This is a genomic window from Pseudomonas sp. LBUM1671 (genome assembly GCF_059695685.1).
Map to the genome: position 1 here is coordinate 968,709 of NZ_CP166782.1, position 12,250 is coordinate 980,958.

Genomic DNA, 12,250 nt, shown 5'->3' on the forward strand with positions numbered 1-12,250 from the left:
TGCCTGCCACTGGAACGCTGTGGCGTGGCTCTACATCAACCGCTTGCGTTCGCTCGAAGGCGCGATCCCGAGGGATTCGCGGTACTTGGCGACGGTGCGGCGAGCCACCTGAATGCCTTGTGCCTCCAGTAAACCAGCGATCTTGCTGTCACTCAACGGCTTTTTCTGATTTTCCGCAGCAACCAGTTTTTTGATGATCGCGCGGATCGCTGTGGACGAGCATTCACCGCCTTCGGAGGTGCTGACGTGGCTCGAGAAAAAGTATTTCAGTTCATATATGCCCCGAGGGGTATGCATGAATTTCTGTGTGGTCACCCGGGAAATCGTCGATTCGTGCATGCCTACCGCTTCGGCGATGTCATGCAGGACCAGCGGTTTCATCGCTTCGTCGCCGTACTCCAGGAAGCCGCGCTGATGCTCGACGATCTGGGTGGCTACTTTCATAAGAGTTTCGTTGCGGCTTTGCAGGCTTTTGATGAACCAGCGGGCTTCTTGCAGCTGATTGCGCATGAAGGTGTTGTCGGCACTGGTGTCGGCGCGGCGTACAAAACCGGCGTATTGAGCGTTGACCCGCAACCGTGGCACCGATTCCTGGTTCAGCTCGACCAGCCAGCGCTCGTTGTCCTTGCGCACGATCACGTCAGGGACAACGTACTCGGCTTCACTCGACTCGATCTGCGAGCCCGGACGCGGGTTGAGGCTCTGCACCAGTTCGATCACCTGGCGCAGTTCATCTTCCTTGAGCTTCATGCGGCGCATCAGCTGGCTGTAGTCGCGGCTGCCGAGCAGGTCGATGTAGTCGGTGACCAGGCGCTTGGCTTCAGCCAGCCAAGGCGTCTTGGCGGGCAGCTGGCGCAGTTGCAGCAGCAGGCATTCACCCAGGTTGCGGGCGCCGATGCCGGCCGGCTCGAATTGCTGGATGCGGTGCAGGACGGCTTCGATTTCGTCCAGTTCAATGTCCAGTTCCGGATCGAAGGCTTCGAGAATTTCCTCGAGGGTTTCGTCCAGGTAACCCTGATTGTTGATGCAGTCGATCAGGGTCACGGCGATCAGGCGATCGGTGTCGGACATCGGTGCCAGGTTCAGTTGCCACAACAAATGGCTTTGCAGGCTTTCGCCGGCCGATGTGCGGGTGGTGAAATCCCACTCGTCGTCATCGCTGCTGGGCAGGCTGCTGGCGCTGGTCTGGTAGACGTCTTCCCACGCGGTATCGACAGGCAGTTCGTTGGGAATGCGCTCGTTCCAGTCACCTTCCTCGAGGTTATCCACCGTCGGGGCGGTTTCCTGGTAGGAGGGTTCCGAAACATCGGCGTTGGGGAGCTGTTCGGCTTTGTCGGCCAATGGGTCGGCGTTATCGAAGTCGTCGCCTTCTTCCTGGCGTTCGAGCATCGGATTGGACTCCAGGGCCTCCTGGATTTCCTGTTGCAGGTCCAGGGTCGACAATTGGAGCAGGCGGATGGCCTGTTGCAGCTGCGGTGTCATCGTCAGCTGCTGGCCCATTCTCAAGACTAGCGATGGTTTCATGGCAGGGGCTTAACACCTTATTCGCCGGCGCACATGCGCCATCCACTACAGGGCGCCGGAGCGCCAAACATAAGCAAATTATATGCCCGAAACTGCAGCGTTTGCCTAGAGCGCTGTAACAATAAAAAAGTATTGATTTTTTATCGAGACGAGCGCTCGGACAACCAGCCAGACACGTCAGCGCTTACAGGCGGAACTCGTGGCCCAGATACACTTCTTTGACCAGTTCGTTGGCCAGGATGGTGGCGGAGTCACCTTCGGCGATCAGCTGGCCATCGTTTACGATGTAGGCAGTTTCGCAGATATCCAGGGTCTCACGGACGTTGTGGTCAGTGATCAGCACGCCAATGCCTTTGGCCTTGAGGTGGTAGATGATCTGTTTGATGTCGCCCACCGAGATCGGGTCCACACCGGCGAAAGGTTCATCGAGCAGGATGAATTTCGGGTTGGTGGCCAGTGCCCGGGCGATTTCCACGCGGCGGCGCTCACCACCGGACAGGCTCATGCCGAGGTTGTCGCGGATGTGGCTGATGTGGAATTCCTGCAGCAGGCTTTCCAGCTCCTTGCGACGATCGGCCTTGTCGAGTTCCTTGCGGGTCTCGAGGATGGCCATGATGTTGTCCGCAACCGAGAGTTTGCGGAAGATCGACGCTTCTTGCGGAAGATAGCCGATACCGGCCTTTGCACGACCGTGCATCGGCTGGTGGCTGACGTCCAGGTCGTCGATCAGTACGCGACCCTGATCGGCCTGCACAAGGCCAACGATCATGTAGAAGCAGGTGGTCTTGCCGGCGCCGTTAGGGCCCAGCAGGCCGACGATCTGACCGCTGTCGATGGACAGGCTGACGTCACGCACGACCTGGCGGCTCTTGTAGCTCTTGGCCAGATGCTGAGCTTTCAGAGTTGCCATTACGGGGCCTTTTGCTCTTCGGTTTTCTTTTTCGGCTGGATCACCATGTCAATGCGCGGACGCGACTCGGTGACCTTGCTGCCCGTAGCACGCCCGGCGCTCGCAAGCTTTTTCTGGGTGTCGTAGACGATTTTCTCGCCTTGGGTGGTGTTGTTGTCCTTGTCGATGACTTTCGCTTTATCGATCAGCACGACGCGGTTTTGCGAGGCGTGGTACTGGATGGTCACCCCCCAGCCTTGCACAGGCTTGGTGTCGCCAGCCGTCTGCATCTGCTCAAAGTAGGCAAGGTTGCCCACCGATGTCACCACGTCAATGTCGCCAGTCGAGGTGCGAGTGATGGTCACGGTATTGCCGGTGACCTTCATCGAGCCCTGAGTAATGATCACGTCACCCTTATAGGTGGCAACGCCATTCTTGTCGTCCAGTTGGGCGTCGTCGGCCTGAATGCGGATAGGCTGCTCTTGATCGTTCGGCAGAGCCCAGGCGCTCACGCTTCCCAGTGCTGCGCCCAGACTGAGCAAAATAGGGAGAGTTTTAACGAGCCTCATACTGTCCTCTTACGTTCGATAGCAGGTGTATCCTGCTTTCTTTCAAGTACGCTTTCATTCCGTTGCCTGTCGATACACCGCCAGCGCCGTCGATTCTAACGGGTTGATCGGTCTGCGCATATTGCTCCTTGGGGAACACAGTCATACGGGTGGTGGTAATCAGGGTTTTGCGGTTTTTCTCGTCGAAACGCGTGATGCGGACCGAGTCGATCAGCTCGACCTGAGTGCCGTCCGGGTTGACTTCGCCGTGCTCACTCTGGACGTGCCAGGGAAACTCGGTACCACGAAACATGTTCAGGTCAGGGTTGGTCAGCAACGTCACCTCGCTCACTTTCAGGTGTTCGACCTTGTCGGACGTCATTTCATACTGCAATTTGCCGTCCGGCAGGTACTGCACGCTGTGGGCGTTCAGGGCGTAATAGTCGATCGCGCTTTCATCGACCTTGACCACGGGTTTGTCGAGGAAGCGTTCGGGGCTGATGTTCCAGTAGCCGACCGCGGCGAACAGCGCCGCGATGCAACCGAACAACAGGATGTTACGAATCTTTTTGCTCAGCATAGTGGGCTCACAGGTACGCGGCGTTGGCCGCATCGAGGCGGCCCTGGGCGCGCAGGATCAATTCACAGAATTCGCGTGCGGCACCCTCGCCACCACGGGCCAGGGTGATGCCGTGGGCGTGTTCGCGCACGAAGCTGGCGGCGTTTGCTACGGCCATGCCCAGGCCCACGCGACGAATCACCGGCAGGTCCGGCAAATCGTCGCCCAGATAGGCGACCTGTTCATAGCTTAGGTTGAGTTGAGCCAGAAGCTCGTCGAGCACCACCAGTTTGTCTTCGCGCCCCTGGTAAACGTGTGGAATGCCGAGGTTTTTCGCTCGACGTTCGACCACCGGGGTCTTGCGGCCGCTGATGATAGCGGTCTGCACGCCGGCTGCCATCAACATCTTGATGCCTTGGCCGTCGAGGGTGTTGAACGTCTTGAATTCACTGCCGTCTTCGAGGAAGTACAGGCGCCCGTCGGTCAGCACGCCATCGACATCGAATACCGCGAGTTTGATCTGTTTGCCGCGTTGCAGCAGGTCCGTGCTCATTACATTACTCCCGCACGCAGCAAGTCGTGCATGTTCAAGGCGCCGACCGGACGGTCTTCGCTGTCGACCACGACCAGTGCGTTAATCTTGTGGTCTTCCATGATTTTCAGGGCTTCGGCGGCGAGCATCTCGGCGCGAGCGGTCTTGCCGTGCGCAGTCATGACCTGATCGATGGTGGCGCTGTGGATGTCGATGCTGCGGTCCAGCGTACGGCGCAAGTCACCATCAGTGAAGATTCCTGCCAGTTTGCCATTGGCTTCGAGGATTACGGTCATGCCCAGGCCCTTGCGGGTCATTTCCATCAGCGCGTCCTTGAGCAGCGTGCCGCGCTGAACCTGTGGTAGCTCTTGGCCGGCGTGCATGACGTTTTCGACTTTCAGCAGCAGGCGTCGGCCCAGCGCGCCGCCCGGGTGGGAAAAGGCGAAATCTTCAGCGGTAAAGCCCCGGGCTTCCAGCAGCGCAACAGCCAGGGCGTCGCCCATGACCAGCGCGGCGGTGGTCGAAGAGGTCGGCGCCAGGTTCAGCGGGCAGGCTTCGTGCTCGACGTGAACGTTGAGATTGACCTCGGCAGCCTTGGCCAGCGCCGAGTCCGGATTGCCGGTCACGCTGATCAATTTGATGCCCAGACGCTTGATCAGGGGCAGCAGGGTGACGATTTCATTGGTGGAACCGGAGTTCGACAGGGCCAGGATGATGTCGTCGCGCGTGATCATGCCCATGTCGCCGTGGCTGGCTTCGGCCGGGTGCACGAAAAACGCCGTGGTGCCGGTGCTGGCCAGGGTGGCGGCGATCTTGTTGCCGATGTGCCCCGATTTGCCCATGCCGACCACGACCACGCGGCCTTTGCTCTCCAGAATCATCTCGCAAGCGCGTACGAAATCTGCGTCGATATGGGGCAGCAAGCCTTGTACGGCTTCCAGTTCGAGGCGGATGGTGCGTTGTGCAGATTGAATCAGGTCGCTGGATTGGCTCATGTCAGAAATCGTATAGCCTGATGAAAAGGCGGCGATTATAGCGGTAATGATCAAAACCCTCACGCAAGTTCGTCATGCTTTGTCATTCCCTGTTACCGAATCCTCTCTGGGCGAGGCTTTTTGCCTGTCATGTTGCTGAACATGGGCCGGCTTGGGCCTTGGGCGCTTGGCCTTTGCAGTGATATAGTTCGCCGCCAGTTCGGCCTGCCCGGGGAGGTATGTGCTTTCGTCAGGAAGCCAGGCGTCCGAGTGTGAGGCTGCATCGCAAGGAGTTTAGATGAGTGCCGATAACGCCTACGCGGTCGAGCTGAAGGGACTGTCCTTCAAGCGCGGTGCGCGCAGCATTTTCAATAACGTCGATATCCGTATCCCACGCGGCAAGGTCACCGGCATCATGGGGCCTTCCGGGTGTGGCAAGACCACGCTGTTGCGTCTGATGGGCGCACAGCTGCGTCCTACCAAGGGCGAAGTCTGGGTCAATGGCCAGAACCTGCCGAAGCTGTCGCGCAGCGATCTGTTCGATGCGCGCAAGCACATGGGCGTGCTGTTCCAGAGCGGCGCGCTGTTTACCGACCTCGATGTGTTCGAGAACGTCGCCTTTCCGCTGCGCGTTCATACCGAGCTGCCGGAAGAAATGATCCGTGACATCGTCCTGCTCAAATTGCAGGCCGTGGGGCTGCGTGGCGCCATCGACCTGATGCCCGACGAGCTGTCCGGTGGCATGAAGCGCCGTGTCGCGCTGGCGCGGGCGATTGCCCTCGATCCGCAGATCCTCATGTACGACGAACCCTTCGTCGGCCAGGACCCTATCGCCATGGGCGTGTTGGTGCGCCTGATCCGCTTGCTCAACGATGCGCTGGGCATCACCAGCATCGTGGTTTCCCACGATCTGGCCGAGACCGCCAGCATTGCCGACTACATCTATGTGGTGGGCGAGGGGCAAGTCCTGGGGCAGGGCACTCCCGAAGAGCTGATGAACTCTCAGGAACCACGGATTCGTCAATTCATGACCGGCGAACCCGACGGTCCGGTTGCATACCACTTTCCAGCGACGGATTACCGCGCAGATCTCCTGGGGAAGCGTTGATGCGCAAGATTTCACTATTAGAACGCGTGCGTCGATTCGGCCACGGCGGCATCGATGTGTTGTCGGTGTTCGGGCGTTCGGCGATTTTCCTGTTTCATGCCTTGCTCGGCCGCGGCGGTATCGGCGGCGGTTTTGGCCTGCTGATCAAGCAACTGCATTCCGTGGGCGTGATGTCCCTGGTGATCATTGTGGTCTCCGGGGTGTTCATTGGCATGGTGCTGGCGCTGCAGGGCTTCAACATTCTGTCCAGCTACGGTTCTGAGCAGGCGGTCGGGCAGATGGTTGCGCTGACGCTGTTGCGTGAACTCGGTCCTGTGGTCACGGCATTGCTGTTCGCCGGGCGCGCGGGTTCGGCGTTGACCGCCGAAATCGGCAACATGAAATCCACCGAACAGTTGTCCAGTCTGGAAATGATTGGTGTCGACCCACTCAAGTACATCATTGCCCCGCGCTTGTGGGCCGGCTTCATTTCCCTGCCGGTGCTGGCGATGATTTTCAGCGTGGTGGGTATCTGGGGCGGTTCGTGGGTGGCTGTCGACTGGCTGGGTGTCTATGAAGGTTCCTACTGGTCCAACATGCAGAACAGCGTGACTTTCACCGATGATGTGCTCAACGGCATTATCAAGAGCATCGTCTTCGCCTTTGTCGTGACCTGGATCGCCGTATTCCAAGGCTATGACTGCGAGCCCACTTCCGAGGGGATCAGTCGTGCCACTACCAAGACCGTGGTGTATGCCTCTTTGGCTGTACTCGGCCTGGACTTTATTTTGACCGCCTTGATGTTTGGAGATTTCTGATGCAAAACCGCACCCTGGAAATCGGTGTCGGCCTTTTCTTGCTGGCTGGCATTCTGGCTTTGCTGTTGCTAGCGTTGCGGGTCAGTGGCCTGTCCCCGAGCGCCACCACCGATACTTATAAACTTTATGCGTATTTCGACAATATCGCCGGTTTGACGGTCAGAGCTAAAGTGACCATGGCCGGTGTGACCATCGGCAAGGTCACGGCGATCGATCTGGACCGCGACAGTTTCACCGGTCGGGTGACCATGCAACTGGAAAAGCGCGTAGATAACCTGCCGGCTGACTCCACTGCATCTATCCTGACGGCTGGCCTGTTGGGCGAGAAATACATCGGTATCAGCGTGGGCGGGGAAGAAGCCCTGCTCAAGGATGGTGGAACCATCCACGACACGCAGTCGTCGCTGGTGCTCGAGGACCTGATCGGTAAATTCCTGCTCAATACCGTTAGCAAAGACGCCAAATGAGGAGCTTTTGAATGATCTCTACCTTGCGACGTAGCCTGTTGATTTTACTCACGGCTTTGCCGTTGATGGCTCACGCCGTGGCAGCGCCCTCAGCGCACGATATCGTTAAAGACACCACCGATCGGCTGCTCGCCGATCTGTCGGCCAACAAAGAGAAGTACAAGCAGGACCCGCAAGACTTTTACACGGCGCTGAACACCATCGTCGGGCCGGTGGTGGATGCCGAGGGCATTTCCAAAAGCATCATGACGGTCAAATACTCGCGCAAAGCCACGCCGGCGCAGATGAAGACCTTTGAAGAGAACTTCAAAAGAGGCCTGTTCCAGTTCTATGGTAACGCCTTGCTCGAGTACAACAATCAGGGCATCACCGTCGATCCTGCCAAGGATGAGTCCGGAGACCGTACCAGCGTTGGCATGACGGTCAAAGGCACCAATGGCTCGATCTATCCCGTGTCGTACACACTCGAGAAGATCAACGGCGAGTGGAAACTGCGTAACGTGATCATCAACGGTATCAACATCGGCAAGCTGTTCCGCGATCAGTTCGCTGATGCGATGCAGCGCAATGGCAATGACCTGGACAAGACCATCAACGGTTGGGCCGGGGAAGTCGCCAAAGCCAAGGAAAAATCCGCGGACGCCACCGAGAAGTCTACGCAATGAGTGTGTCGGCCATTCGCATGAGCGAAACCGGCGAGCTGCGACTCAGTGGCATGCTGGATTACCGCACCGGCCCTGGTCTGCGCAAGCAGGGGCAGGCGTTGATCAAATCCAGTACGGCTGCCGAAGTGGTGGTCGATTGTTCGGCTGTGTTGAAGTCCAGCAGCGTGGGCTTGTCCCTGCTGCTGTGCTTCATGCGCGATGCTGAGGCGGCCGGCAAGGCGCTGAGCATTCGCGGGATGCCAGAAGACATGCGTGAAATCGCTCAGGTCAGCGAATTGACCGAGCTGTTGGCGCATCCCTAACCAGCATCTATAAAGAAGCCCCCCGTCAGAGTCCTGCTTCGCGGGGTTCGCAGGCGCGGGGCTTTTTTGTATGATGTCCGACCCGCGCGCACAGGGCGCCGATTGAGGTTGAGCATGCAGGCCGTAGAAGTGAAGAGCTTCCTTGAAGGAAAGCTGCCCGGAACGTTGGTAGAAGTTGAGGGCGAAGGCTGCAATTTCCAGCTGAACGTGATTAGCGATGAACTGGCGGCGTTGAGCCCGGTGAAGCGTCAGCAGCAGATCTATGCCCATTTGAACCCATGGATCACCGATGGCAGCATCCATGCGGTCACTATGAAATTTTTCAGCAGCGCGGCCTGGGCCGAGCGCACCTGAGCCCAAGGGCGTCGAGATTCTTATGGATAAATTGATTATTACTGGCGGCGTTCGTCTTGATGGCGAAATCCGCATCTCCGGGGCAAAGAACTCTGCCCTGCCGATCCTGGCTGCAACCCTGCTGTGCGATGGCCCGGTAACCGTTGCCAACCTGCCGCACCTGCACGACATCACTACCATGATCGAGCTGTTCGGTCGCATGGGTATTGAGCCGGTGATCGACGAGAAGCTCAGCGTCGAAATCGACCCGCGCACCATCAAGACCCTGATCGCCCCGTACGAACTGGTGAAAACCATGCGTGCGTCGATCCTGGTGCTGGGCCCGATGGTAGCCCGTTTCGGTGAAGCCGAAGTTGCCCTGCCTGGCGGTTGCGCCATCGGCTCGCGTCCGGTTGACCTGCACATCCGTGGTCTTGAAGCCATGGGCGCGGTCATCGATGTCGAAGGCGGCTACATCAAGGCCAAGGCGCCAGAAGGCGGTTTGCGCGGTGCGCACTTCTTCTTCGACACCGTCAGCGTGACCGGTACCGAAAACATCATGATGGCCGCCGCTCTGGCCAAGGGCCGCAGCGTGTTGCAAAACGCCGCTCGCGAACCTGAAGTCATCGACCTGGCGAACTTCCTGATCGCCATGGGTGCCAAGATCACTGGCGCCGGCACCGACACCATCACCATCGATGGCGTTGAGCGTCTGCACCCGACCACCTACAAAGTGATGCCTGACCGTATCGAAACCGGCACCTACCTGGTAGCGGCAGCCGTGACCGGCGGTCGCGTGAAGGTCAAGGACACTGATCCGACCATCCTTGAAGCCGTCCTGGAAAAACTCCGCGAGTCGGGTGCTGAAATCACCTGCGGCGAAGACTGGATCGAGCTGAACATGCATGGCAAGCGGCCGAAAGCCGTCAACGTGCGGACCGCGCCATACCCGGCGTTCCCGACTGACATGCAGGCGCAGTTCATCTCCCTCAACGCCATTGCCGAAGGCACAGGCGCTGTGATCGAGACGATCTTCGAAAACCGCTTCATGCACGTATACGAACTGCACCGCATGGGCGCGCACATCCAGGTCGAAGGCAACACCGCCATCGTCACCGGCATCGAAAAGCTCAAGGGCGCGCCAGTCATGGCCACCGACCTGCGTGCTTCGGCCAGCCTGGTGATCTCGGCACTGATCGCCGAAGGCGACACCCTGATTGACCGCATCTACCACATCGACCGTGGTTACGAGTGCATCGAAGAGAAACTGCAGATGCTCGGCGCCAAGATCCGCCGCGTACCGGGCTAGTTTCTGCTGCATGGGCGCAGGGAGGTGCCCGTTGGTTTCGTTTCAAGTCGAGGGTGTCTTTTCATTATGAGAAAGCCTTCGAAGTGTGTCCGGCGCCGTTTGCGACCGGGCATCAGTAGCCTGATAAGGACTGACGTTTCCCATGTTGACCATCGCACTGTCCAAGGGCCGCATCCTTGACGACACCCTGCCGCTTCTGGCTGAAGCGGGCATCGTGCCGACCGAGAATCCGGACAAGAGCCGCAAGCTGATTATCCCCACGACTCAGGCCGACGTGCGTCTGCTGATCGTGCGCGCCACCGATGTGCCGACCTACGTCGAGCATGGTGCCGCGGACCTGGGCGTCGCCGGTAAAGATGTGCTGATGGAATACGGCGGCCAGGGTCTGTACGAACCGCTGGACCTGCGCATTGCCCTCTGCAAGCTGATGACCGCCGGCCGTGTCGGCGACGTCGAGCCCAAGGGCCGTCTGCGCGTGGCGACCAAGTTCGTCAACGTCGCCAAGCGTTACTACGCCGAGCAGGGCCGTCAGGTCGACATCATCAAGCTCTACGGCTCGATGGAGCTGGCGCCGCTGATCGGTCTGGCGGACAAGATCATCGACGTGGTCGACACCGGCAACACCTTGCGTGCCAATGGCCTGGAACCCCAGGATTTCATTGCCGACATCAGCTCCCGGCTGATCGTCAACAAAGCTTCGATGAAGATGCAACACGCCCGTATCCAGGCGTTGATCGACACCCTGCGCAAGGCAGTGGAGTCTCGACACCGCGGCTGATTCACCTGCGCGACCGCAAGGCGCGCCGTCTATCCGCCTCATAGCCAGAATTCTCAGGTGCCCAAGCGGATCGAATGTTAGCTTCGGGTGCCTGAGTTTTTTGCCAATCCTATGAGGCTCTCGCTATGACCGCACCGACTGCAATTCGCCGACTCAACGCTGCTGACCCGGATTTCGCGCATCATCTGGATCATCTGCTGAGCTGGGAAAGTGTGTCTGACGACTCGGTCAATCAGCGCGTGCTGGACATCATCAAAGCCGTGCGCGAGCGTGGCGATGCGGCGTTGGTGGACTTCACCCGGCAGTTCGACGGCCTGGACGTTGCGTCCATGGCGGACCTGATCCTGCCGCGCGAACGCCTGGAACTGGCGCTGACCCGAATCACCGTGCCTCAGCGCGAAGCCCTGGAAAAAGCCGCGACTCGCGTGCGCAGCTACCACGAAAAACAGAAACAGGAATCCTGGACCTACACCGAAGCCGACGGCACGGTGCTGGGCCAGAAGGTCACGCCGCTGGATCGCGCCGGGCTGTACGTGCCGGGCGGCAAGGCGTCATACCCATCCTCGGTGTTGATGAACGCGATTCCGGCCAAGGTCGCCGGTGTGACCGAAGTGGTCATGGTGGTGCCGACCCCGCGCGGTGAAATCAACGAACTGGTGCTGGCCGCGGCTTGCATCGCCGGTGTCGACCGCGTCTTCACCATTGGCGGCGCCCAAGCGGTTGCCGCATTGGCTTACGGCACCGAAAGCGTACCGAAGGTCGACAAAGTGGTTGGCCCGGGCAACATCTATGTGGCCACCGCCAAGCGCCACGTATTCGGCCAGGTCGGCATCGACATGATCGCCGGCCCGTCGGAAATCCTCGTGGTATGCGACGGCCAGACCGATCCGGACTGGATCGCCATGGACCTGTTCTCCCAGGCCGAGCACGACGAAGACGCCCAGGCGATTCTGGTCAGCCCGGACGCCGAGTTCCTCGACAAGGTCGCCGCGAGCATCGCCAAACTGCTGCCGACCATGGAACGCGCCGAGATTATCGAAACCTCAATCAATGGCCGTGGCGCCCTGATTCAGGTTCGTGACATGGAGCAAGCCATCGAAGTGGCCAACCGCATTGCGCCGGAGCACCTGGAGTTGTCGGTGGCCGATCCGCAAGCCTGGCTGCCGCTGATCCGCCACGCGGGCGCGATCTTCATGGGTCGCCACACCTCTGAAGCCCTGGGCGATTACTGCGCAGGTCCGAACCACGTGTTGCCGACCTCCGGCACTGCGCGGTTCTCTTCGCCGCTGGGTGTGTACGACTTCCAGAAACGCTCGTCGATCATCTTCTGCTCCGAGCAGGGTGCGTCCGAACTGGGCAAGACCGCTTCCGTGCTGGCCCGTGGCGAGTCGCTGACCGCCCACGCGCGGAGCGCCGAATATCGCATCGTTGACGAAGACTCTTCACAAGGGCAGGGGAACTGAAC

At 59.4% G+C, this 12,250-nt stretch carries 15 protein-coding genes; 9 read left to right on the forward strand and 6 right to left on the reverse strand.

Going from position 1 to position 12,250, the window contains the following annotated elements:
- Positions 1–30 precede the first annotated feature (30 nt).
- The 6 genes from ACA060_RS04250 to ACA060_RS04275 all read right to left on the reverse strand — a co-directional run bounded on the left by ACA060_RS04250 (position 31) and on the right by ACA060_RS04275 (position 5,047).
- Entirely contained in the window at positions 31–1,524 is a 1,494-nt protein-coding gene (locus ACA060_RS04250; RefSeq protein ID WP_109627984.1) for an RNA polymerase factor sigma-54, read from the reverse strand.
- Between the two features lie 184 nt (positions 1,525–1,708).
- Entirely contained in the window at positions 1,709–2,434 is a 726-nt protein-coding gene (gene lptB, locus ACA060_RS04255) for an LPS export ABC transporter ATP-binding protein (protein WP_109627985.1), read from the reverse strand.
- Positions 2,434–2,982, reverse strand: coding sequence for a lipopolysaccharide transport periplasmic protein LptA (gene lptA / locus ACA060_RS04260; protein WP_497315611.1), 549 nt, complete (start codon positions 2,980–2,982; stop codon positions 2,434–2,436). Before lptA ends, lptB begins: the two co-directional genes overlap by 1 nt.
- Complete coding sequence (gene lptC, locus ACA060_RS04265) at positions 2,969–3,541, reverse strand: LPS export ABC transporter periplasmic protein LptC (RefSeq protein ID WP_109627987.1); 573 nt, start codon at positions 3,539–3,541, stop codon at positions 2,969–2,971. Before lptC ends, lptA begins: the two co-directional genes overlap by 14 nt.
- A 7-nt stretch (positions 3,542–3,548) precedes the next feature.
- Entirely contained in the window at positions 3,549–4,073 is a 525-nt protein-coding gene (locus ACA060_RS04270; RefSeq protein WP_109627988.1) for a KdsC family phosphatase, read from the reverse strand.
- Positions 4,073–5,047: a KpsF/GutQ family sugar-phosphate isomerase gene (locus ACA060_RS04275; RefSeq protein ID WP_109627989.1), complete on the reverse strand. Its 975-nt coding sequence runs from the start codon at positions 5,045–5,047 to the stop codon at positions 4,073–4,075. Before ACA060_RS04275 ends, ACA060_RS04270 begins: the two co-directional genes overlap by 1 nt.
- A gap of 277 nt (positions 5,048–5,324) precedes the next feature.
- Between ACA060_RS04275 and ACA060_RS04280 the strand changes: the two genes are divergently transcribed.
- From ACA060_RS04280 to hisD, 9 genes are all read left to right on the forward strand, one after another.
- A complete protein-coding gene (locus ACA060_RS04280; RefSeq protein WP_109627990.1) occupies positions 5,325–6,134 on the forward strand; it encodes an ATP-binding cassette domain-containing protein in 810 nt (269 codons plus the stop codon).
- Positions 6,134–6,931, forward strand: a complete 798-nt coding sequence (mlaE, locus tag ACA060_RS04285; protein ID WP_109627991.1) for a lipid asymmetry maintenance ABC transporter permease subunit MlaE — start codon at positions 6,134–6,136, stop codon at positions 6,929–6,931. Before ACA060_RS04280 ends, mlaE begins: the two co-directional genes overlap by 1 nt.
- A complete protein-coding gene (gene mlaD / locus ACA060_RS04290; protein WP_109627992.1) occupies positions 6,931–7,398 on the forward strand; it encodes an outer membrane lipid asymmetry maintenance protein MlaD in 468 nt (155 codons plus the stop codon). Before mlaE ends, mlaD begins: the two co-directional genes overlap by 1 nt.
- Positions 7,399–7,409: 11 nt before the next feature.
- Positions 7,410–8,063 (forward strand): MlaC/ttg2D family ABC transporter substrate-binding protein, encoded by a 654-nt coding sequence (locus ACA060_RS04295; protein ID WP_497315615.1) that lies wholly within the window; start codon positions 7,410–7,412, stop codon positions 8,061–8,063.
- The gene (locus tag ACA060_RS04300) at positions 8,060–8,365 is read left to right on the forward strand and encodes an STAS domain-containing protein (protein WP_109627994.1); all 306 of its coding nucleotides are present in this window, start codon (positions 8,060–8,062) and stop codon (positions 8,363–8,365) included. Before ACA060_RS04295 ends, ACA060_RS04300 begins: the two co-directional genes overlap by 4 nt.
- A 114-nt stretch (positions 8,366–8,479) precedes the next feature.
- On the forward strand, positions 8,480–8,719 hold the full coding sequence (locus ACA060_RS04305) for a BolA family protein (RefSeq protein ID WP_007912386.1): 240 nt from the start codon (positions 8,480–8,482) through the stop codon (positions 8,717–8,719).
- A gap of 22 nt (positions 8,720–8,741) precedes the next feature.
- Positions 8,742–10,007 carry a UDP-N-acetylglucosamine 1-carboxyvinyltransferase gene (gene murA, locus ACA060_RS04310; protein ID WP_109627995.1) on the forward strand — a complete coding sequence of 422 codons (1,266 nt, stop codon included), beginning with the start codon at positions 8,742–8,744 and terminating at the stop codon, positions 10,005–10,007.
- A 142-nt stretch (positions 10,008–10,149) separates the two neighbouring features.
- The gene (gene hisG / locus ACA060_RS04315) at positions 10,150–10,785 is read left to right on the forward strand and encodes an ATP phosphoribosyltransferase (RefSeq protein ID WP_007901570.1); all 636 of its coding nucleotides are present in this window, start codon (positions 10,150–10,152) and stop codon (positions 10,783–10,785) included.
- A 125-nt stretch (positions 10,786–10,910) separates the two neighbouring features.
- Complete coding sequence (gene hisD, locus ACA060_RS04320; protein ID WP_497315618.1) at positions 10,911–12,248, forward strand: histidinol dehydrogenase; 1,338 nt, start codon at positions 10,911–10,913, stop codon at positions 12,246–12,248.
- The last annotated feature ends 2 nt before the right edge of the window (positions 12,249–12,250 follow it).

Excerpts from the sequence above, each read along its gene's own strand:
- ACA060_RS04270 (WP_109627988.1), bottom strand. The coding sequence starts at position 4,073 with ATGAGCACGGACCTGCTGCAACGCGGCAAACAGATCAAACTCGCGGTA.
- ACA060_RS04295 (WP_497315615.1), top strand. The coding sequence starts at position 7,410 with ATGATCTCTACCTTGCGACGTAGCCTGTTGATTTTACTCACGGCTTTG.
- lptB (WP_109627985.1), bottom strand. The coding sequence starts at position 2,434 with ATGGCAACTCTGAAAGCTCAGCATCTGGCCAAGAGCTACAAGAGCCGC.
- mlaE (WP_109627991.1), top strand. The coding sequence starts at position 6,134 with ATGCGCAAGATTTCACTATTAGAACGCGTGCGTCGATTCGGCCACGGC.
- hisD (WP_497315618.1), top strand. The coding sequence starts at position 10,911 with ATGACCGCACCGACTGCAATTCGCCGACTCAACGCTGCTGACCCGGAT.
- mlaD (WP_109627992.1), top strand. The coding sequence starts at position 6,931 with ATGCAAAACCGCACCCTGGAAATCGGTGTCGGCCTTTTCTTGCTGGCT.
- hisG (WP_007901570.1), top strand. The coding sequence starts at position 10,150 with ATGTTGACCATCGCACTGTCCAAGGGCCGCATCCTTGACGACACCCTG.
- murA (WP_109627995.1), top strand. The coding sequence starts at position 8,742 with ATGGATAAATTGATTATTACTGGCGGCGTTCGTCTTGATGGCGAAATC.
- ACA060_RS04250 (WP_109627984.1), bottom strand. The coding sequence starts at position 1,524 with ATGAAACCATCGCTAGTCTTGAGAATGGGCCAGCAGCTGACGATGACA.
- ACA060_RS04305 (WP_007912386.1), top strand. The coding sequence starts at position 8,480 with ATGCAGGCCGTAGAAGTGAAGAGCTTCCTTGAAGGAAAGCTGCCCGGA.
- ACA060_RS04275 (WP_109627989.1), bottom strand. The coding sequence starts at position 5,047 with ATGAGCCAATCCAGCGACCTGATTCAATCTGCACAACGCACCATCCGC.
- lptA (WP_497315611.1), bottom strand. The coding sequence starts at position 2,982 with ATGAGGCTCGTTAAAACTCTCCCTATTTTGCTCAGTCTGGGCGCAGCA.
- ACA060_RS04300 (WP_109627994.1), top strand. The coding sequence starts at position 8,060 with ATGAGTGTGTCGGCCATTCGCATGAGCGAAACCGGCGAGCTGCGACTC.
- lptC (WP_109627987.1), bottom strand. The coding sequence starts at position 3,541 with ATGCTGAGCAAAAAGATTCGTAACATCCTGTTGTTCGGTTGCATCGCG.
- ACA060_RS04280 (WP_109627990.1), top strand. The coding sequence starts at position 5,325 with ATGAGTGCCGATAACGCCTACGCGGTCGAGCTGAAGGGACTGTCCTTC.